The organism is Arthrobacter sp. B6 (assembly GCF_001663775.1).
GTDB lineage: Bacteria > Actinomycetota > Actinomycetes > Actinomycetales > Micrococcaceae > Arthrobacter.
The window spans coordinates 2,421,853-2,441,498 of record NZ_KV467168.1; the positions used below are offsets into that span (position 1 = coordinate 2,421,853).

The 19,646-nt window shown below is 64.8% G+C and carries 19 protein-coding genes and 1 pseudogene; 11 read left to right on the forward strand and 9 right to left on the reverse strand.

Annotation, left to right across the window (positions count from 1 at the left end):
* Positions 1 to 11 precede the first annotated feature (11 nt).
* Positions 12 to 1,022 carry a phosphotransferase enzyme family protein gene (locus AU175_RS10690; protein WP_066288437.1) on the reverse strand — a complete coding sequence of 337 codons (1,011 nt, stop codon included), beginning with the start codon at positions 1,020 to 1,022 and terminating at the stop codon, positions 12 to 14.
* Between the two features lie 87 nt (positions 1,023 to 1,109).
* On the opposite strand from AU175_RS10690, the gene AU175_RS10695 reads away from it, so the two are divergent.
* Positions 1,110 to 1,712, forward strand: a complete 603-nt coding sequence (locus tag AU175_RS10695) for a DUF6919 domain-containing protein (protein ID WP_066288439.1) — start codon at positions 1,110 to 1,112, stop codon at positions 1,710 to 1,712.
* Between the two features lie 33 nt (positions 1,713 to 1,745).
* Here AU175_RS10695 and AU175_RS10700 read toward each other — a convergent pair whose 3' ends face one another.
* Entirely contained in the window at positions 1,746 to 3,062 is a 1,317-nt protein-coding gene (locus AU175_RS10700) for a BNR-4 repeat-containing protein (protein ID WP_066288442.1), read from the reverse strand.
* 203 nt (positions 3,063 to 3,265) lie between these two features.
* Here AU175_RS10700 and AU175_RS10705 point away from each other — a divergent pair, with 203 nt between their 5' ends.
* On the forward strand, positions 3,266 to 3,757 hold the full coding sequence (locus AU175_RS10705; RefSeq protein WP_231938523.1) for a PaaI family thioesterase: 492 nt from the start codon (positions 3,266 to 3,268) through the stop codon (positions 3,755 to 3,757).
* A 129-nt stretch (positions 3,758 to 3,886) separates the two neighbouring features.
* On the opposite strand, the gene AU175_RS10710 is transcribed toward AU175_RS10705, so the two are convergent.
* Complete coding sequence (locus AU175_RS10710; RefSeq protein WP_066288444.1) at positions 3,887 to 5,275, reverse strand: flavin monoamine oxidase family protein; 1,389 nt, start codon at positions 5,273 to 5,275, stop codon at positions 3,887 to 3,889.
* A gap of 139 nt (positions 5,276 to 5,414) precedes the next feature.
* Between AU175_RS10710 and AU175_RS10715 the strand changes: the two genes are divergently transcribed.
* The gene (locus AU175_RS10715; RefSeq protein ID WP_082979113.1) at positions 5,415 to 6,152 is read left to right on the forward strand and encodes a TetR/AcrR family transcriptional regulator; all 738 of its coding nucleotides are present in this window, start codon (positions 5,415 to 5,417) and stop codon (positions 6,150 to 6,152) included.
* Positions 6,153 to 6,342: 190 nt separating this feature from the next.
* On the opposite strand, the gene AU175_RS10720 is transcribed toward AU175_RS10715, so the two are convergent.
* From AU175_RS10720 to AU175_RS10740, 5 genes are all read right to left on the reverse strand, one after another.
* Complete coding sequence (locus tag AU175_RS10720) at positions 6,343 to 6,594, reverse strand: hypothetical protein (protein ID WP_066288448.1); 252 nt, start codon at positions 6,592 to 6,594, stop codon at positions 6,343 to 6,345.
* A 148-nt stretch (positions 6,595 to 6,742) separates the two neighbouring features.
* A complete protein-coding gene (locus AU175_RS10725; RefSeq protein ID WP_066288450.1) occupies positions 6,743 to 7,147 on the reverse strand; it encodes a universal stress protein in 405 nt (134 codons plus the stop codon).
* Complete coding sequence (locus AU175_RS10730; RefSeq protein WP_066288453.1) at positions 7,144 to 8,673, reverse strand: tripartite tricarboxylate transporter permease; 1,530 nt, start codon at positions 8,671 to 8,673, stop codon at positions 7,144 to 7,146. Before AU175_RS10730 ends, AU175_RS10725 begins: the two co-directional genes overlap by 4 nt.
* Positions 8,674 to 8,682: 9 nt before the next feature.
* The gene (locus AU175_RS10735) at positions 8,683 to 9,270 is read right to left on the reverse strand and encodes a tripartite tricarboxylate transporter TctB family protein (protein WP_066290952.1); all 588 of its coding nucleotides are present in this window, start codon (positions 9,268 to 9,270) and stop codon (positions 8,683 to 8,685) included.
* A 5-nt stretch (positions 9,271 to 9,275) separates the two neighbouring features.
* Positions 9,276 to 10,277 (reverse strand): Bug family tripartite tricarboxylate transporter substrate binding protein, encoded by a 1,002-nt coding sequence (locus tag AU175_RS10740; protein ID WP_066288455.1) that lies wholly within the window; start codon positions 10,275 to 10,277, stop codon positions 9,276 to 9,278.
* Positions 10,278 to 10,422: 145 nt separating this feature from the next.
* Here AU175_RS10740 and AU175_RS10745 point away from each other — a divergent pair, with 145 nt between their 5' ends.
* The 8 genes and pseudogenes from AU175_RS10745 to AU175_RS10775 all read left to right on the forward strand — a co-directional run bounded on the left by AU175_RS10745 (position 10,423) and on the right by AU175_RS10775 (position 18,538).
* Entirely contained in the window at positions 10,423 to 11,310 is an 888-nt protein-coding gene (locus AU175_RS10745; RefSeq protein ID WP_066288457.1) for a LysR family transcriptional regulator, read from the forward strand.
* 142 nt (positions 11,311 to 11,452) lie between these two features.
* On the forward strand, positions 11,453 to 12,367 hold the full coding sequence (gene kdgD, locus AU175_RS10750) for a 5-dehydro-4-deoxyglucarate dehydratase (protein WP_066288460.1): 915 nt from the start codon (positions 11,453 to 11,455) through the stop codon (positions 12,365 to 12,367).
* Positions 12,368 to 12,395: 28 nt separating this feature from the next.
* The gene (locus AU175_RS10755; protein ID WP_066288462.1) at positions 12,396 to 14,009 is read left to right on the forward strand and encodes an aldehyde dehydrogenase (NADP(+)); all 1,614 of its coding nucleotides are present in this window, start codon (positions 12,396 to 12,398) and stop codon (positions 14,007 to 14,009) included.
* On the forward strand, positions 14,006 to 15,334 hold the full coding sequence (locus tag AU175_RS10760; protein ID WP_066288469.1) for an enolase C-terminal domain-like protein: 1,329 nt from the start codon (positions 14,006 to 14,008) through the stop codon (positions 15,332 to 15,334). Before AU175_RS10755 ends, AU175_RS10760 begins: the two co-directional genes overlap by 4 nt.
* Positions 15,335 to 15,424: 90 nt before the next feature.
* The gene (locus tag AU175_RS10765) at positions 15,425 to 16,342 is read left to right on the forward strand and encodes an AEC family transporter (RefSeq protein WP_066288471.1); all 918 of its coding nucleotides are present in this window, start codon (positions 15,425 to 15,427) and stop codon (positions 16,340 to 16,342) included.
* Between the two features lie 44 nt (positions 16,343 to 16,386).
* Positions 16,387 to 16,573: pseudogene (locus tag AU175_RS22790) on the forward strand (HNH endonuclease signature motif containing protein); the annotation flags it as partial.
* Between the two features lie 131 nt (positions 16,574 to 16,704).
* Entirely contained in the window at positions 16,705 to 17,832 is a 1,128-nt protein-coding gene (locus AU175_RS10770) for an L-talarate/galactarate dehydratase (RefSeq protein WP_066288475.1), read from the forward strand.
* Positions 17,833 to 17,842: 10 nt separating this feature from the next.
* Positions 17,843 to 18,538, forward strand: a complete 696-nt coding sequence (locus tag AU175_RS10775) for a FadR/GntR family transcriptional regulator (protein WP_066288478.1) — start codon at positions 17,843 to 17,845, stop codon at positions 18,536 to 18,538.
* Positions 18,539 to 18,639: 101 nt separating this feature from the next.
* Here the strand turns inward: AU175_RS10775 and AU175_RS10780 are convergent, their stop codons facing one another.
* The gene (locus AU175_RS10780; protein ID WP_066288481.1) at positions 18,640 to 19,551 is read right to left on the reverse strand and encodes a LysR family transcriptional regulator; all 912 of its coding nucleotides are present in this window, start codon (positions 19,549 to 19,551) and stop codon (positions 18,640 to 18,642) included.
* Between the last annotated feature and the right edge of the window lie 95 nt (positions 19,552 to 19,646).

The window sequence follows — 19,646 nt, forward strand, 5'->3', positions numbered from 1 at the left end:
CCTGACTGCGGTCAGACCGGGTTCTGCAGGAGGCGCTCCCGGTGCCAATCCTGATGTTCCCTCAGTGAAGCATCCAACTCCCGAACCCATTCGGGAAGGCCGGTGCGGCCCGCGTCCCGGACGCCGTCCAGCTCCCTGACCAGCCGCGCGGATGCGGCCAGGGAGTGCAGGGGCAGGCTGGCTTCCTCAGCTGCCGTGAGTGGGCGGCGGCTGCGGTAGCCCGCCAGGTATGCCGCCAACAGTTCCGGGCGCTCCGAGGAGTCCAGGGTGGTACCGGTCAGGTCCCGGACGGCAAGGGCGACGTCGGCGGCGAACCACCCGCAGTAGGCCTCATCGGCGTCGAAGAACGTCACTCCCCCGGGCCCGAACCGGATGTTGTCCAGTTCGAAGTCTCCATGGCAGCTGCCCTGCGAGTGCTGGTCCGGGTCCAGGGCGGCGATTTCCGCGGCGATGGTCCGGACGGCGCGGTCCAGTGCTGTGTCGGGAGGCCCGGCGGGGCCAGTTCCTCCCGCCAAGTCGGTGCTGGCGCGCGCCGTCTCGCGGGGACTCAGTGCCGGCTCCGGCACGGCGGTACTGGCGTGAAGGCCGGCCAGCGCCGCTCCCCAGGCCGCTGCCTGCTCTGCGGAAAGGTCATCAACGGAGGTTTCCGCACCTTCGGCCGCGGGAACCAGCATCGCAACGACCCGTCCCTCCGGAGTCTCGACGGTTTCACAGAGCCGCCCGCGGGTGCTCCGGACCGGCTGCACGGCGCCCAGGTCCTGATCTGCCCAGCCGGCCAGCAGCGTGACGGAAGTGCGCAGCTTCGCTGCGGCCGGGGACCCTTCCGGGGCGAATCTCAGGTAACCAGGCGGCTCACTGCCTCCCGGGGAAGGGATGACGAAGACGTGCGTGGCGCTCGAGCGGAGCCACCGGGCCGCTCCTTCGGGCAAGCCCCAGGCTGCTGCAACGGCGTCGGCCAGGGGGCTGCGCCAGCCTTCATCCACAGTCCTGCTGATGCGCCATATTTCGGAAATCGGAAGCACAGGACAAATAATGGCACAGGACCGTTATCTTGCGCGCTGTGTCGCAGTGACTGGAATGCAGCGACGGGGCGCCGGTAGCATCCGAGGATGGAACCCACAGAAGCGGAAGTCCGTGACCAGTTCGGCAGGAACCTTGAGGACAAAGGTGCCTGGCGGCAGGCCACCACCCTTGATGCCGCCGGGGAGCTGACGGCGCGCTGGCTCGAAGGGAAGAGCGAGTACCAGGCTGCCACGTTCACCCCCACGTACGACGACGAAACGGAATCCATCGCCGTCGAACTGGCGGCCCTCAACAGGAACGGTCTGTTCACCAAGGAGTTCCAGCCCGGTCTCCAGGCCGAGGACACCGCGCAGCGCCAGTACGTGACGGGGTTCTGCAGCGTCGAAACGGCCGCCGATCTGCTGGCCCTGTCCACGCGGTCCGAACTCGTCACCGTGGCCCATGCCCCCGGCGAGTCCAGCAGTGCGTCCATACCGGTTACGCTCGACGGCGGCGAGGTAGTCACGGTCCTGGGCTCCAGCGAGAACCCCGTCACGGAGGACCAGATCCGGGACTGGGCGGACGAAACCAACGAAAACCTGGCACTGCTGCTCGCCGATTCCTGGTACGTGGAGATCCTGGACCCCGCCTGGGGCAGGAATGACCTTTTGCTGCCCGCTGTCTTTTCCGCGCTGACCACGCGGCCATAGGCTTTCCGGGCTGTTTAGTACCCGCTGAACCGGCTACGAGTTCATTGCCCGGTTCTCCTGCACGACGGCGACAACCTCCGTTTCATACGCCTGGGATGACTGCATCGAGCCGCGGAACCAGCAGAGGGCGTGCACGCCCGAGTCGCCCGGAACCACCATCGGCCGCAGGTTGTCCACTGCAGAATCCGATGTGACTGCCTCCCAGTCCCAGCCCGCGCCGCCGTCGGACGTCCGTCCCGAGTAGATCTCGTAGTGCGCAGTGGACTGGCCCGTCCGGGGATCCACAGGCGCCGAGATGTAAACGTGGTCAAGGTCGTAAGGGTCCACGGCCCCCAGGCCTGTGTAGTCCTGCTCGTGCGGGAGGTACCCGGGCCCGGCCACGGCGAGGGGATGCAGGGTCCAGGCGGAACCGTCAAACCGGGCGTACAGGAGGCGGTGATCGTCGACGTCGAGCCGCTGGACCCGTTTGAGGACACCGTTGACGTCGTTGGCGCGGCAGGTGATGATCGCGGCCAGCTCGTTTCCCTGCTGCCGGAGGTCCGTGGTCCAGCCGTGGGTGAGGACATCGCCGTCGAACTCCGTGCCCGCCTTGAAGATCGTGGTCAGCGCCACCTGGCTGACTCCTGCAGAGCCGACGACGGGCTTGCTGATGACCTGCCCCGCCGCATCATGGAGCGCGTTGGCCTGGATGTAGCCGTGGTAGATGCTGTTGTTGAAATCCCGGGGGTGGTGGTCCGTGGTGATGAGGTCGATCCGGTCCGTGCCGTTGGAGCTGTAGCGGGTGTAGCCGTTGACGTAGCCCACCTTCGGACGGGTAAAGAGCTTGCCCCCGTAGCTCCAGGTGCTGCCGTCGTCGTCGGAAACCATCAGCGTGGGGTCATCGTTGATGGCACGCACGAAGTTGTAGGTCCGCGACTCCGCGGCGAGGCGGTGCAGGTTGGAATAGGTGGCACCGCGGCCGCCCGCGAGTTCGGTCCAGTCGAAGACCTGCTCAGGCTCCCACTCACTGGCGTCATGTGGCCGGACCGAGACGCGCCAGCGGGAGTAGTTGTCCGTCTTGTGCTTGGCGTACATCGCCAGGTAGCGGCCGTCCGGCCGGATCAGCAGCGCCGGCGCGTTGTGGTCATCCGGTTCGAGCTGCCCGTGAAGGACATGGACCCGGCTCTCACCGGACATCAGGTCCAGGACCGCAACCTCGATATTCCCGCCGCGGCGTCCGCCGCCGGGTCCCTCGGGTGCCGCGACCGATCCCACCAGCAACGTGTTGTTTGCGGGATCGACAAGCGCCCGTTCGTCCTGGAACCAGCACCAGGCGCCGTTGTCGTTGAGCAGGACGGGAGCGTTCGTCATTGAGGTCCTCTGGATTGCATCGTTTCAAAACTGTGATCGCGACCATCCTAGTCAACTTGCCGGTTCGAGGACAGGGTCAAGCCGGCCTGTCCTCAGGCAGCCGGGCACCGTCCCTGCCAAGGGTTGAACAAGCTTCCGCGACCGCAGGGGTGTGACCGGCGTACACTTTTGATGCTGGCGGGGACCGAACGATAGGAGCAGCAGTGACTGAGCGTCAACGACTCGTCACCTGGGAGGACCCCGCCGTTGGTGCGGCGGCCATGCCGAATATGAGCGGCCTTGACTACTTGCACTCAATGATGGGCAAGAAGCTGCCGCCCCCACCCATGGGCGAACTGCTGAACATGACGCTCGTTGAGGCGGAGCCGGGAACGGCCACCTTTACCTGCCACCCGGATGAATCCCATTACAACCCGATCGGAGCAGTTCACGGCGGACTGGTCTGCACGCTGCTCGATTCAGCCCTCGGCTGCGCCGTACAGACCACCCTTCCCCAGGGCGTGGGCTACACCTCGATTGAGATCAAGGTGAACTATCTTCGCTCAATTCGGGCCGGCAGCGGCCCGTTGACCTGTGTGGGCGTTGTGTCTAAGACGGGCAGCCGCGTTGCCTTCGCCGACGGCACCGTCACCGACGCCAGCGGCAAACTGGTTGCCACCGCCACCGGGTCCTTGCTCGTCTTCCCACTCAACTGACCCGCCCACCGTTGGATGATCTGCAACCAACCACGGACCGCGGTTGGTTGCAGATCGCCTGCCCCAGTAGAAGACACGTTGTTCGACGTCGACCCATGGCCCACAGCAAAGCGCTGATCGCAGCCTTCCCTACACTCCGGCAGGCTCAGCCACACGCGCCACTTCGCAGATCCGGGCCGCGGTCAGCCGGCCCATCCGGATGGCGCCATCCACATGCTGGTACCCCTCGGCGGCGAGGTCCGAGGAGCACCAGTAGATGGGCCCCACGGGGGTGTGCTGGTCTTTTCCGTAGCGGTGGAGTCCGCCAAGGTCGTAGCTGGATGCATATGCGCCGCGGGTCCACTCCTCGGAGCCCCAGTCCGACTCGTAGTACACCTCGGGCTCAAGCGCCTTGTCCCCCAGGAACCCGGCGATCGACTCCAGCACCACGCGCTTGCGCTCGTCGGCACCCAACTCGAAGACGGCGTCGGCCTTTTCATCCGAGATGAAGCCCACCAAAGTCCCGCGTGCATCGCCGTGGTTGGTGTTGTCGTAGACCTCCTGGACCAGCGAGCCGGCGCCGAAGCCGGTCCCGGACAGGCCCTCCTCACGCCAGAACGGCGTGCTGTAAACGGCGTGGACCTTGATGACCAGGCCCAGTGACTGGTGCTGGTGCATCTGGTGCTGGCGGCGCGGCAGCGGCGGGTTGAAAGACACCCGGGAGTACAGGTTGGGCGGCACGGCCATGATCACAAACCGTGCGTTCACGGTGGCCCGCTCGGATACGACGGTGACGCGGTGGCCGGCGCTGTCTTCCTCCCAATTGATGGCGCGCACCGGGCTGTTAAGTACGACGTCGTCACCCAGCTCCTGTGCCTGCAGCAGGGAGACCTGTTGCATCCCGCCCACCACTCGCTTGTCCAGGATGAAGTCCTCGTCGGTGAGGTGCGTGAAGGATCCGGCGGAGGCGGCCATGAGCACAGCCTGGAGTGCGGAGAACGAGTGCGCGGGTTTGGTGAGCATGCCGCCGGCGATGAAGAGGCCAATGTTGTTGCAGGCCTCCTCGTTGTCCGAGTTGGCCCGCAGCCAGTGGTGGAAGGAAATGGTGTCCAGTTCCCGGGCCTTGGGGTGCGCCCACGGCTCGGTGGCGCCGATTTCGGCCGCCAGGCCGTCGAGCAGGGCAATGAGCTTGTCCATTTCGACGGCGGTGGCCGGGTCCACCGGGAAGGAGTCGCCGGTGTACCGCACGGGTTTGCCGTCCGCGCCAATGTAGACCGACTCGCCACTGCGGTAGCGGGAGTAGGTCTTCAGGCCCAGTTCGTCCAGCAGGTCCAGGAGCACCGTCTGGTCCGGCGAGACCCACTGGCCGCCGATCTCCAGTACGGCACCGTCCACGGTGTCCGTCCAGGTGCGGCCACCCACCCGGTCGCGCGCTTCCAGCACGGCCACGCTCAGGCCGGCCTTCTTCAGTTCACGGGCTGCGGTCAACCCGGAGGGTCCCGCTCCAACGACTACAACGTCGCGGTTTAGGTTCAGCATGATGTCCTCTCTGTGGCTGCGTCAGTGATGCGCACCACTAAATGAATGCCATTCATTTATTAGAACTATAGCGGGTTGCTCCCGGCTCCGGAAGAGGCGGATGGAATAATGCTGGGGAACCCCACGAAAGGCCCGCACCATGCCGGCAGCCGCCGCTACAGGAACCACCGCCGGAAAACCCGGCACCAGCGCTGCCGACGGCGTCTCCCCGGGAGCCTCCGCTGACACGTCGAAGGGCGGACGACGCCGGGCGGGCCGCCCCTCAGCGGCCCTGTTGGACCAGGCCGGAATTACGTCAGCCGCACTGGAACTCGTAGGCAGGAAGGGCTACGACGGCCTCACCATGGCCGCTCTGGCCCGCCAACTGGATGTGGCGCCGTCGGCCCTTTACAACCACGTGCGCTCGAAACGGGAGGTGCTCCTGCTGGTGGAGGACCACCTGACCGCGCTGGTGGACGTTTCGGGATTCGCGGCGGGGCCGTGGGAAGACGCGGTGCGCACGTGGGCGTGGAGTTACCGGGATGTGTTTGCCCAGCACACCCCCCTGATCCCGGTGATCGCGGTCCTTCCCGTGACCGACGCACCCCAGACACTTGCCATGTACGAGACCGTGAGTGCCGCTTTCCTGGCGGCGGGGTTCCCGGAGGAACGGATAGTGTCGGCGATCGTGGCCCTGGAATCGTTCATCTTCGGCTCGGCCTATGACGTCACCGCGCCCGCGGACATTTTCGACGCCGGCAGCATGGCTGCTGCCACCCCGCACTTCACGGCGGCCGTGCGAAGCCTGGCGGCGCGCGGGGACGAGAGTCCTGCGGACGTCGCCTTCGGCCTGGGCCTTGAGGCACTCATCACCGGCCTCGGAGCACTGCGGGGCTGACGGAATGTAGGCATGGACTGAACGCTTTTCAGGCTTTGGTCAGGCTGCCTGGTTGCGGCACTTCGACACGGACACACGGACGCTTCGGCGTGGTTCCCGGGTTTTGCAGCCCAAAGTGCCCCACGACGGCGGGCCTCACCACGTCGGCCGTCCGTCCCCCAAAGTTTCGCATCAGCCTGCGCCGCTGCGGTCAGGAGGCTTTGCGGTTCCCGGGACGCCGAAATGCCCTGACGCCGTCGTTGGCGTGAACCATGTGGCGGCCCATTCCGCCGTTTTGGATCAGCCAAAAGACTGAGCCGTCCAGGGCACGCATGTCAACGCGGCCGGCAGCCACCTTCTCACCCGCGCGAAACAGCAGTACTTCGTCTTCCCTGAACAGCTTGCTCCAATGCGGCACGGCTTCCAGCATGGTCTGGGCTGTGGTTCCGGCTTGTTCGGGCATTGGTCTAACTTTGGGGTGGTGTTTTCGGTCTGCAGATGCGGCGGCAGTACAGCGGAAGGCAGGCGGCGCCCGTGGACGCTGCCTGCCTTCCTGGAATCTCTGCCTGTGTTCGGCCGTGGGTTGTGTACTGCCCTGGTCGGCGGTCCGGCTACAAACCGGCTCCGTCAGCCTTGACGGCGAGGACGGGGCGGTCGGCCTGCATCAGGATGCGCTGGGCGTGGCTGCCCAGGATGAACTTGCCTACCTGGGTCCGGTGCCGGAGCCCGATGACGATCAGCGACGCGTTGGCCGCGCGGACGACGTCAAGGAACTCGTCGGCGAGATCGTGCTGGTACGGCGGCTGGATCACGGTGGCCTTGACGCCGGCCTCCGCCGCGCGGCTGGCCGCCTGTGCCAGGACATCGTCCGGTGCCACTGATTTGTCCACCAGGGCGCCTTCCCTCGCGGAGTTGACGATCACCAGGTCCTCGTTGCGGAGCTTTGCTTCGGCGATGCCTGCAGTCAATGCGGCTTCTCCCGCGGGGGTAGGGACGAATCCCACGACGATGCTCATACCTTCTCCTTGATATCCGGCTTGGTGACTAACGTTGAGGCAGTGAACTTACGCTTGGCGATGCTGCGGATGACCGGGAGCAGAGCAACCAGGACGAAGACGATCAGCAGTGTTGCGGAAATGGGCCGGCCAAAGAAGCCCAGCGGGTCCCCGCCGAAGACCAGCAGTGAGCGGCGCATTGAGCTTTCCAGCAGTTCGCCCAGGACAAAGGCCAGCACGAGCGGGCCTGGCTCAAAGCCGAACTTTTTCATGAGGTAGCCGATGATGCCGAAGACCACAACAAGGGTGACGTCGAACATGCTGTTGTTGATGGTGTAAGCGCCCAACAATGTGATGAGTGCTGTCACGGGGGCCAGGATTGCAGCGCGGACCCGAAGGATTTTTACGAAGATCCCCACCAGCGGCAGGCTCATGATCAGGAGCAGGATGTTACCGATGTACATGGAGTTGACCACACCCCAGAAAAGCTCCGGGTTCTGTTCCACGAGTTGGGGTCCGGGTGTTACGCCTTGGATCAGCAGTGCGCCGAACATCAGTGCCATGGTCGCGTTCGCAGGGATGCCAAGAGTCAGCAGCGGGATGAACGACGACGTTGCTGCCGCGTTGTTGGCCGTTTCGGGGCCTGCGACGCCTTCCGGGGCGCCCTTGCCGAACCGCTCCGGCTGCTTGGCGCGCTTCTTTTCCATGGCGTAAGAGGCCATGGAGGCTATGGTGGCGCCGCCGCCGGGCAGGATACCAAGGAAGAAGCCCAGCAGGGAGCCGCGGCCGATAGAGCCGGAAGCCTGCTTCAGGTCCTTGCGTGAGGGCCAGACGTTTGAAACTTTTGATGGGGCTTTCGCCGCGCGATGACGTTCCTCCAGGTTGTAGAGGATCTCCCCGAGGCCGAACAGGCCCATGGCGATCGGAACGAAGTCGATGCCGTCGGCGAGTTGGAGGTTGCCGAAGGTGAAGCGGCTTTGGCCTGTGAAGATGTCCCGGCCAACCGTGGCGAGCAGGAGTCCGACCGCGGCGGCGATGAGGGCTTTGGCCTTCGCTCCGCTGCTGATGGTGGCCACTAGGAGGATGCCCAGCAGAGCCAGGGCGGTGTACTCGGGTGGGCCGAAGTCCAGCGCGAAGCCCGCCACGATGGGTGCCAGGAACGTCAGGCCGATGATGGCGGCGGTTCCACCGATGAAGGAGCCGATGGCGGCCAGGCCCAGTGCTGTGCCCGCTTTGCCCTGCCGGGCCATCTGGTACCCGTCGAAGACGGTGACCACCGAGGATGCTTCACCGGGAAGCCGCAGCAGGACAGAGGTGATGGTGCCACCGTACTGGGCGCCGTAGAAGATGCCGGCCAGCATGATGATGGCCGTGACAGGCTCAACGTTGTATGTCAGTGGAAGCAGGATGGCGATGGTTGCCGCGGGGCCCAAGCCGGGCAGGACGCCGATCAGCATGCCAATGACGACGCCGATCAGGCAGTAGAGGAGGTTGGTCGGCTCCAGGACAACCGCAAATCCGTTAATAACGGGATTCAGAAAATCCACGGGGGTCTCCTAGAAGAGGTGGGGAATGGAGGTGTTGAGTGCCAGGACGAAAATGGCGTAAAAGGCCACGACGACGCTCGTGCTGATCACCAAGGTGGAACGCCAGGTTTCGCCGCCCAGGAATCGCATCCAGACGACGCACAGCACCAGGGCCGGCAGCTCAAAACCGATCAGCGGCATGAGTGCAACCATGGCGGCGAGGGTCACTAGACCGGTGAGCGGCGCGGCAGACATGCGGGTGAACTTTTCCGCGTCCCGGTTGTGCCGGCCGAGGATCAGTTGAAAAAGCCCCAGTGCAACCATGACGCAGCTGATGATGAAAGGCCACAGGCCCGGCTGAGGGCTGGCGGGCGTACCGAGTCCCATCGCCAGGGACAGGATGACGGCACCGACACCCACACCGAGCACAACCAGCGACGATGCCGTGTTGGCGAGGGCTCCGGCGGCAGGAGGTTTTTCTTCTTCCCATTGGGCTGCCAGCTGCTCCGGCGTCAGCTCGTCCAGAATTTCTTCGGAAAGGTTGTGAGGCGAGTCCCTGCCGGGGGCAGCAGCTGTCTCGCTGCTGCCCCCGGCAGGTACTGAAGGTGTTCCTGGCACAGAAATCACTTATTTCCGCTCAGACTGATGTCGTACTTCTCCACCAGTTCCTTGTACTTTGCTGCGTATTCCTTCCATTCGGTGACTACTTCCTCACCGGAAATCTCCTTGGGTGTCAGCATGTTCTTTTTGTTGAATTCCTGGTAGGCCTCAGACTTGAAGGCTTCCTGGAAGGCGGCGAGCAGCTTGTCCTTTACGTCCTGCGGGGTGCCCTTCGGAGCGGCAACGGCCCGGTACTGCGCGACAGGGACGTCGTAGCCTGCTTCCTTTGCCGTGGGCGTGTCGGGCAGGAAAGTGTTCCGGTCTTCGGAGAAGACCAGAAGCGGTGCTACTTTTCCGGCCTCGATCTGGGGCATCGCTTCACCCAGCTGGACAGTGGCCAGTTCGACCTGGTTGCCAAGAACCGCCGTCAGGGCCGGCTTTCCGCTGTCGAACGGAATATCGGTGCCCTTAACATCTGCCTGCTTGAACAGCACGGTTTGGGCAAGCTGGCTTCCGGTGCCCACGCCGGTGGTACCGAAAGTGATGTTGCGGCCGGCCGCAGTGACGTCTTCGAACGACGTGAAACCGGATCCCGGGCTGGCCACCAGGACGTAATCGTCCTGGGACAACCCTGCAATCACATCCAGGTCGTCAATGTTCACTGCTTCGTCCGGGGAAACGGCCAACGGAGTAATGGTGATAAGGGATGCGTTCAACAGGACCAGCTCGTGGCCGTCAGCAGGTTTGCCGGCAACTTCCTTAGTGGCAAGTGCGCCGTTGGCGCCCGGTTTGTTCACTACCGGCATCGGCTTGCCAAGAGCCTGGGAGGCGCCTTCGGCCAGCGCGCGGGCGATCAGATCGGTGCTGCCGCCGGCCGCCTGGCCCACTGAGAGGTTAACCGGACCGGAAGGGAATTCGGCGGAATCGGTGGTACCTCCGGCGACATTGCCGCAGGCAGTCATTGCCAGGAGCGTAAGTGCTGATGCCGTCCCGAGGACGGTGCGGCGGGTGGGGAAGTGCTTCATTGGAACTCCTCATAGAGAACCCGGGCGGAGATTCCCGGATGTTGTGCGTGAACCGAATCACTCACGGCTCGGTAAATGAGTGTATTGAGCCGTTATGATGCATGTCTAAGCCCGAATGAGCATCGGGTGATACTCGGAAGGCATCATGTTCACTCTGGACCAACTGGCAGGGTTTGTAGCCGTCGCCGAAGAGCTCCACTTCGGCAAGGCAGCGGAGCGGCTGAACATGACCCAGCCGCCGCTCAGCCGCCAGATCCAGAAGCTGGAGAAGAGCATCGGTACGGAACTGCTGGAACGGGACAACCGCAAAGTACAGCTCACTCCCGCCGGGACGGCGTTTCTCGATGAAGCCAAGCGGCTCCTGGCGCTGGCCAACCGTGCGCCAATCACCGCCCGCAGGATCGCCACCGGACGTTCGGGCGTGCTGCGCGTAGGGTTTACGGCTGCCAGCGGGTTCAGTATCCTGGGCCCGCTGCTGGAAGAAATCGCCAGCATCCTGCCCGAGGTGGACATCGACCTGCAGGAACTCGTGACGGGGGAGCAGATCCAGGGCCTGCTGACGGGTGAACTCGATCTTGGCCTGGCCCGGCCGCCGTTCGACGGCCAGGTCTTTGACTCACACCTGCTTTACCGGGAGTCCATGGTGCTGGCCGTACCCGCCGGGCACCCGCTCACGGACCTCACGCGGCCAGTAGAGGACGAAGACCTTCGGGACGAAGCCCTCATCATGCATTCACCAACCCAGGCCGCCTACTTTTATGACCTGGTGATCCGCATGCACACCATCCAGCACGGGAATGTACTCCACTCCGTCAGCCAGATCCTCACGATGGTTTCGCTCGTGGCGGCGCGGCGCGGCGTGGCCTTTGTACCGCATTCCGCCACTCTCCTGGCGATCAAGGGGGTCGAATTTCTACCGCTCGCCGGCAGAAGCAGCGAGGACCCGGTAGAGCTGCACGCCATCTGGAACCGCAAAGTGGCCAACCCGGCACTCCGCAGGCTACTTCAGGACTTGGAATTCCGTACGGAGTAGCCGTCCGGGAGACAGCTGCGTAGCAATGCATATTGAGTATCAATCAATACGAAAAGGCACTTAGACAGGCATCACTTCACCTGCCTACTCTGAACACGAATCAATCCCAGCCGGCAGCGGCATTTACGCAGAGGACAACATCGTGGCAAAGTACACCCCCCAGGAACTGGCAGACACCCTCAAGGAAGGCCTGCTGTCTTTCCCGGTGACGTCGTTCGATGCACACCTGCAGTTCGATGAGGAGAACTACCGGAAGCACCTGGCATGGCAGGCCAGCTTCCCTGTGGCCGGGCTTTTCGCAGCAGGCGGAACTGGTGAAGGCTTCTCCCTCACGCCTGCCGAATCCGAGCGTGTGGTCCGCACCGCCGTCGACGAGGTTGGCAGCCAGGTACCGGTGCTGGCTTCTGCTGGCGGGTCTACCGCCCAGGCCATCGAAAACGCCAAGGCGGCCGAGACGGCCGGCGCCGACGGGCTCCTGCTCCTCCCCCCGTACCTGACCGAAGCAGACCAGCTCGGCCTGATCGAGCACGTCAGCGCCATCTGCAGCGCCACGTCCCTCGGTGTGATCATCTACAACCGCGCCAACGCCATCTACAAGGACACCACGGTGGCTGCCCTCGCGGACCGCCACGAAAACCTGATCGGCTTCAAGGACGGTGTGGGCGACCTCGAGCACGATGCCCGCGTCTACGCCAAGCTCGGCGACCGCCTCTTCTACCTCGGCGGCCTTCCCACGGCGGAAACCTTCGCGTTGCCCCTGCTGCAGCTGGGCATGAGCACCTACTCCAGCGCGATGTACAACTTCGTCCCGCAGTTCGCGCTGGACTTCTACCAGGACGTACGCAACAACGACCGCGTGGCCGTGAACAAGAAGCTCAACGACTTCGTGATTCCGTACCTGGACATCCGCGACCGCGTGAAGGGGTACTCCGTTTCCATCGTCAAGGGCGGCCTGGAGGCCATCGGCCGCCCGGCCGGCGGCGTCCGCCCCCCGCTGCAGAACCTGGCACCGCAGGATTTCGCAGACCTCGAAGCCCTAATCGCCACCGTCTCCTGATCAACGTCTCTCCTAAGGAGTCAGCACAATGACACTCACCGGACATTCCCTGATCGCGGGGCAGCCCGTCGTCGGGGACGGCAAGACCGCCTTCGGCTTCAACCCCGCCACCAACGAGGTGCTCGAACCCGCTTACACACTGATCACCGACGAGCAGCTGACGACGGCCACCTCCGCCGCCGCCGAGGCCTTCGCGTCCTTCAGTACCCTGGACCCGGAGACACACGCCGCCTTCCTGGACGCCATCGCGCAGAACATCGAAGCCATCGGCGATGACCTGATCATCCGCGCTGGCCAGGAAACCGGCCTGCCCGCCGCCCGGCTGCAGGGCGAACGTGCCCGCACCACCGGCCAGCTGCGCCTCTTCGCGAAGGTTGTCCGCCAGGGTGACTTCCGCGGTGTCCGGATTGATCCCGCCTTGCCGGACCGGACCCCCCTCCCCCGCGCGGACATCCGCCAGCGCCAGATCCCGCTGGGACCCGTCGCCGTCTTCGGTGCCAGCAACTTCCCCCTCGCGTTCTCGACGGCGGGCGGAGACACCGCCTCGGCCCTCGCCGCCGGCTGCCCCGTCGTCTTCAAGGCCCACAACGCCCATCCGGGCACGGGTGAACTGGTGGGCCAGGCAGTGGTCAAGGCCGTCAAAGACTTTGGCCTGCACCCCGGCGTGTTCTCCCTGGTCTACGGACCAGGCAGCAGCATCGGCCAGGCCCTCGTCGCGGACCCGGCCATCAAGGCCGTTGGCTTCACGGGCTCCCAGACCGCGGGCATCGCGCTGATGCGCACCGCTGCAGCCCGCCCCGAACCAATCCCCGTCTACGCCGAGATGTCCTCACTAAACCCGGTCTTTGTCTTCGAAGGCGCCCTCAACCGCTCCGCCGAACAAATAAAGGCACTGGCACAGCAGTACGTCACCGCCGTCACGGGAAGTTCCGGCCAGCTCTGCACGTCTCCCGGACTCCTGTTCGCCCCCGAAGGTGAACTCGGTGACAAACTTGCTGCCGCCGTCGGACGCGCCGTTTCCGCCTGCGCCGGGCAGACCATGCTCACCGGGGGCATCGCCTCGTCCTGGAACCAGGGAGCCGAGGCACTCGGCTCCGCCTCCGGCGTGGACGTCGTGGGGCAGGGCACTGCCGGACCCACCGAAAACGCGCCCGCCCCCACCATCTTCGGCACCCGCATCAGTGAGTTCGTGTCCAACAACGTACTGCACGCGGAGATCTTCGGCGCCGCCAGCCTGGTCATCCGCTACGCCTCCACCGAGGAACTCATCGCAGCCATCAATCGGCTCGACGGCCAGCTCACCGCGTCGCTGCAGCTCACCGAAGAGGACTACCCGACGGCGGCACTGCTGATCCCGGCACTGGAGCAGAAAGTGGGACGCATCATCGTCAACGGCTGGCCGACCGGCGTAGAAGTCGGCCATGCCATGGTCCACGGCGGACCGTTCCCGGCCACTTCAGACACCCGCACCACGTCGGTGGGCACCCTCGCAATCAACCGCTTCCTGCGCCCGGTCGCCTACCAGAACCTCCCCCAGGAACTCCTCCCGGCCCCGCTGCAGGACAGCAACCCCTGGCACCTGAACCGCCGGATCGACGGCACCGTTGACGCAGCCGATGTAAAGGACGAGATCAACGCATGAGCACTCAGCCAACCATCGCCCGCGTCCAAGTGGTGCCCGTTGCCGGCCACGACAGCATGCTGATGAACCTCAGCGGCGCGCACGGCCCCTTCTTCACCCGCAACGTGGTTATCGTTACCGACTCGGACGGCCGCACCGGTCTCGGCGAGGTTCCCGGCGGTGAGAAGATCAAGGGCACCATCGAGGAAGCCGGGACGCTCATCACCGGCCAGCCTGTAGCCCGCTACCGTTCCCTGCTGCGCGGGATTGCGGCAGAGTTCGCCGACCGTGACGCCGGGGGCCGCGGGCTGCAGACGTTCGACCTGCGTACCACCGTCCACGCCGTCACCGCCGTCGAATCCGCCCTGCTGGACCTGCACGGCCAGTTCCTCGGCGTCCCCGTCGCTGAACTGCTCGGCGATGGGCAGCAGCGCACCTCGGTTCCGATGCTCGGTTACCTCTTCTTTGTTGGCGACCACGCCCGGACCGACCTTCCCTATCTGGTGGAGGACGCGCCGTCGGACCGCTGGGAGAAGCTCCGGCGCCAGGAGGCCATGACGCCGGAAGCCGTCGTCGCCTTGGCGGAAGCCGCCCAGGAACGCTACGGCTTCAGCGACTTCAAGCTCAAGGGCGGCGTGCTTTCCGGCGACGATGAAGTTGACGTTGTGACAGCGCTGGCCAAGCGCTTCCCCGAGGCAAGGGTGACCCTTGACCCCAACGGCGGATGGCTCCTGGAGGAGGCCATCCGCCTCGGCAAGCGGATGCAGGGCGTCGTTGCCTACGCCGAGGACCCGTGCGGTGCGGAAGGCCGCTTCTCCGGCCGGGAAGTCATGGCGGAATTCCGCCGCGCCACCGGCCTGAAGACGGCCACCAACATGATCGCCACGGACTGGCGGGAAATGTCCCACGCCATCCGGAGCAACGCCGTGGACATCCCGCTGGCCGATCCGCACTTCTGGACCATGTCCGGCTCCGTCCGGGTGGCGCAGCTGTGCAACGAGTTCGGGCTCACCTGGGGATCACACTCGAACAACCACTTCGATATCTCGCTGGCCATGTTCACGCACACCGGCGCCGCCGCCCCGGGCGAAATCACTGCCCTGGACACGCACTGGATCTGGCAGGACGGGCAGGGGCTGACCAAAAACCCGCTGCAAATCCGCGACGGCGCCATCGAAGTCCCGGCAGCTCCGGGCCTCGGCATCGAACTGGACCGCGACGCCCTAAACAAGGCGCATGAGCTGTACCTTCAGCATGGCCTCGATGCACGTGACGACAGCATCGGAATGCAGTACTACATCGACGGCTGGTCCTTCGACCCGAAGCGGCCCTGCCTGGTCCGCTAAGGGCGCTCGACCAACCAAGTTTCCGCACGGCCGGCCCTCCTTCGCAACGGGAATCGGCCGTGCGGAGCCTAAAAGCCAGAAGGGCGCACTTTGGGCGGCGTTGTCTCCGGAATACTGATCGTCTGCGCTGTCATTGCCGTGGGCTATTTCGCCGCCCGGCTGCGGATCCTGGGGCCGGAAGTCCAGGGCGCCCTGACCCGGACGGCCTTCCACATCACCAACCCGGCGCTGCTGTTTACGGTCGTGGCCGGAAGCGACATCCGCGCCGCCCTGGGAACCGATGCCCCGCTCGCGCTGCTCTCGGCAGCGATAGTGGGGCTTCTCTATTGCCTGGCGAGTTTCCTGTTCTTCCGGCGTCCGGTGGCTGAGACAGCCGTCGGGGCCATGGCCAGCAGCTACGTCAACGCCAACAACATCGGCATCCCGGTGTCCCTCTACGCGGTGGGGACGGCGCAGCACGTGGCACCCGTGCTGCTGGTCCAGCTCCTGGTGCTGGCGCCGTTCTACCTCACCGTCCTTGGCCTGGCGTCAGGCTCCAAAGTCTCGTGGAAAAAGGTGCTGCTCCAGCCGTTGGCCAGTCCCATGATCATCGCGTCGGGGCTGGGGGTCGTCGTCGCCCTCACGGGCTGGACCGCACCGGACCTTCTGCAAAAGCCCATCGACATGCTGGCCGGAGGTGCCGTGCCCATGGTGCTGCTGGCCTTCGGCCTCTCCCTCGCGGGCCGTGCACCGCTGCAGAAGGGCGACGGCCGGGTGGAAACCCTCGTGGCCACGTTCCTCAAGACTGCCGGGATGCCGCTCGTTGTATGGGCCTTGGGCCGCTTCGTTTTCGGACTGGACGGGCAGCACCTCCTCGCCAGCGTGATCATGGCAGCGCTGCCCACTGCCCAGAATGTCTTTCTCTTTGCCTCCCCTTACTGCCGCGGAATGAGCGTGGCCCGGGACGTCATCCTGTGCACCACGGTGTTGAGCATCGGCGCGCTCCTGGTTGTCGCCTGGCTTGTCTAGCTGCCTGCCTGCCCGCCGCCCGCTTGTCCGGTGTTCCGGGTTGCCACGTCACCTACTGGTCACACGGCGGAACAACCAGCACCGACAACGGCGCCCTCCTGTGCACCCATCACGACCACCTCATCCACAAGGACAATGGCAAATCCAAGTCAACAAAGGTGTGCCCTGGTTCATCCCGCCACCCCACATCGACCCCCACCAAAACCCCAACGAAACCACCACCAAAAGTAGGCCACTCCCCAGGCTCGGTAGGACAGCGAAAAGCGGTGCAGCCTTATCTAAAGACTTGTATCACAAGTCTTATACTTGTACTCTAAGCAGGAGGGCAATGCAGCCCGGACAGCCTGCTTTCGAGGAGCACCATGAGCACCGTAGACCTCATCCGCCACGTAAGACTTTCCACTGCGAGACTTCCGCTCGCCGTTCCCATCAGTGACGCCAAGGTGTTCACCGGTCGCCAGAAGCCCATGACCGAGGTGGTCTTCCTCTTTGCCGAAATCACCACGGAGCAGGGCCACAGCGGCGTCGGCTTCAGTTACTCCAAGCGCGCCGGTGGCCCCGCCCAGTACGCCCACGCCAAGGAGGTCGCCGAAGGAATTGTCGGCGAGGACCCCAATGACATCGGCAAGCTCTACACCAAGCTCCTCTGGGCCGGCGCCTCGGTGGGCCGCTCCGGCGTTGCCACGCAGGCATTGGCTGCCATCGACATTGCCCTCTATGACCTCAAAGCCAAGCGTGCCGGACTTCCCCTGGCCAAATTCCTTGGCTCCTACCGCGATTCCGTGCAGACCTATAACACCTCCGGTGGATTCCTCAACGCCTCCCTGGAAGAGGTCAAAGCCAGGGCAACCGTCCTCCTGGACGAGGGAATCGGCGGCATCAAGATCAAAGTGGGCCTGCCCGACAGCAAAGAAGACCTGCGCCGGGTCGCCGGCATCCGTGAGCACATCGGCTGGGACGTCCCGCTGATGGTGGACGCCAACCAGCAGTGGGACCGCGCCACCGCACTGCGGATGGGCCGCCAGCTGGAGGAGTTCAACCTCATCTGGATCGAGGAGCCGCTGGATGCTTACGACTTTGAGGGCCACGCCCATCTGGCCAATGTGCTGGATACGCCCATCGCCACCGGTGAGATGCTGGCGTCCGTTGCCGAGCACAAGGGCCTGATCAGCGCCAACGGCTGCGACATCATCCAACCTGATGCACCTCGCGTCGGCGGCATCACCCAGTTCCTGCGCCTTGCCGCCCTTGCCGACGAGCGCGGGCTGGGTCTGGCCCCTCACTTTGCGATGGAGATCCACCTGCACCTCGCAGCCGCCTACCCGCGGGAGCCATGGGTGGAGCACTTCGACTGGCTCGATCCGCTGTTCAACGAACGCCTCGAAACCAAGAACGGCCGCATGATCGTTCCGGACCGCCCGGGCCTCGGCGTGACCCTGAGTGACCAGGCGCGCGCCTGGACCACCGAGTCCGTGGAGTTCGGCGCGTAACCTTGAACGCATGAGCCGGAACCTGACCGCGGACCTCGCCGCCGACCTTCGCAACCGCATTGTGGACGGCGTGATCCAGCCCGGGGAGAAGCTCCCGAGCGAGAACGCGCTGATGGGCGAATTTGGCGTCAGCCGCACAGTAGTGCGCTCGGCCCTGACCCGCCTCCAGGCTGAAGGGCTCGTGGAAACCGAACGAGGGCGGGGCAGCTTCGCGCTGACCCCGCCCGACAACGGCCCCCTGCCAGTACCGGGCGGCCGGCCGGTTGCCAGCATTGAGGACCGCCTCCACCTGCTGGAATTCCGGATGGGGGTGGAGGCCGAGGCTGCAGCACTGGCCGCCCGGAACCACACAGAACGCCAGCTCCGGGCCGTCAATGCAGCGCTGGAGCAGTTCACCGCCAGCCCAGACCACCCCGGCCATGCCATGAAGTTCGATTTTGAGTTCCACCGCGCCATTGCGGCCGCCTCCGGGAACCCGTTCTACTCGGACTGCGTGGCCGCCCTGGGCCAGACCATGATCGCGATGCCGCGCACCCGGCTCATGACCGGCGTCGAGCACTACGCCCGCGACCACTTCGACCAGGTGATCCACGAACACCGGTCCATCGCTGCAGCCATTGCGGATGGTGATGAAACCGCCGCAGCTGCCGCGATGCGCAGCCACCTGGCAAACTCCCGACGCCGGCTGCGCGCCTCACGCCAATAGCCGGGGCCGCCCACCCCTTCCCTGGAGTTTTTGTCCACGTCTGGCGACTTGGCGGCCTCGGAAGTCGCCATATGTGGACAAAAATTTGGGCTGGGTGGGCCTCAGGGAGATTCGATCAGGTCAAGCAGCCTGAGCACGGCAGGGTTGGCCGTCTCCTCATTCCATGCCAGTTCAAGGTCAACCCGGTTCAGTTCCTGGATGCCGTGCCGCCCGTCGATCTCGTGGAACTCCACTCCTGCGGGGGCAAAAGCCATGGCTGAGGCGGGAACGAGGGTAACGCCCAAGCCGGCCTGGACGAAGGCCAGCAGGGCGGGTACCTGGCTGGCGTACTGGGTGATGTTCGCGTGCGCCCCGGCGCTGGCGAACAGGCGGAGCACCAGGTCGTGGAAGTACCGCGCCTCCTTGGTGGAATACATGAGCAGGGGCAGCCTGTCCAGGGATCCGAGCGGGAGCGGGGCTCCCTGCGGTGCCGCCATGTTGCCCAGAAGGGAGCTGCCTTCCGGCAGCGCCACCACCAGGCGGTCCTTCATAAGTGGCCGTGACACCACCCCGGGCCGGGCCACGATGGGCCGCAGTAGGCCGATATCGACGCTGCCCTTAACCAAGCCATCCATCTGGTCAGTGGACACCAGTTCCCGCAGCACAAAGGAGACGCCGGGCATGCTCTCTGCGGCGTGGCGCAACATCAAAGGCAGTGCGCTCTGGCCGGCGATGGCGGTGTAGCCCACGGTGATGGCGCCCGCTTCGCCGGAGGAGACCCGCCGGACATCCAAATCCGTCTTGATGCACATGTCCAGGATTTGCCGTGCCCGTGGCAGCAGGGTGGCGCCGGCGGCGGTCAACTCCACCTTCCTGCTGGTGCGGCCAAAGAGCTGCGTCCCGAGCTTTTTCTCGAGCATCTGGATCTGCCGGCTGAGCGGAGGCTGCGTCATGTTGAGCCTCACCGCCGCCGCACCAAAGTGCAGTTCCTCGGCGACGGCAACAAAGGCCTCAAGCTGGGGTAAGGAAAACATTCATACCTTTACTGGATTGTTAAGTGCAATAATTAGCTTGGACTTGGATCAATTGCTCCCATTATGGTCGGTGAAAGGGGAAGGGGAAACAACCT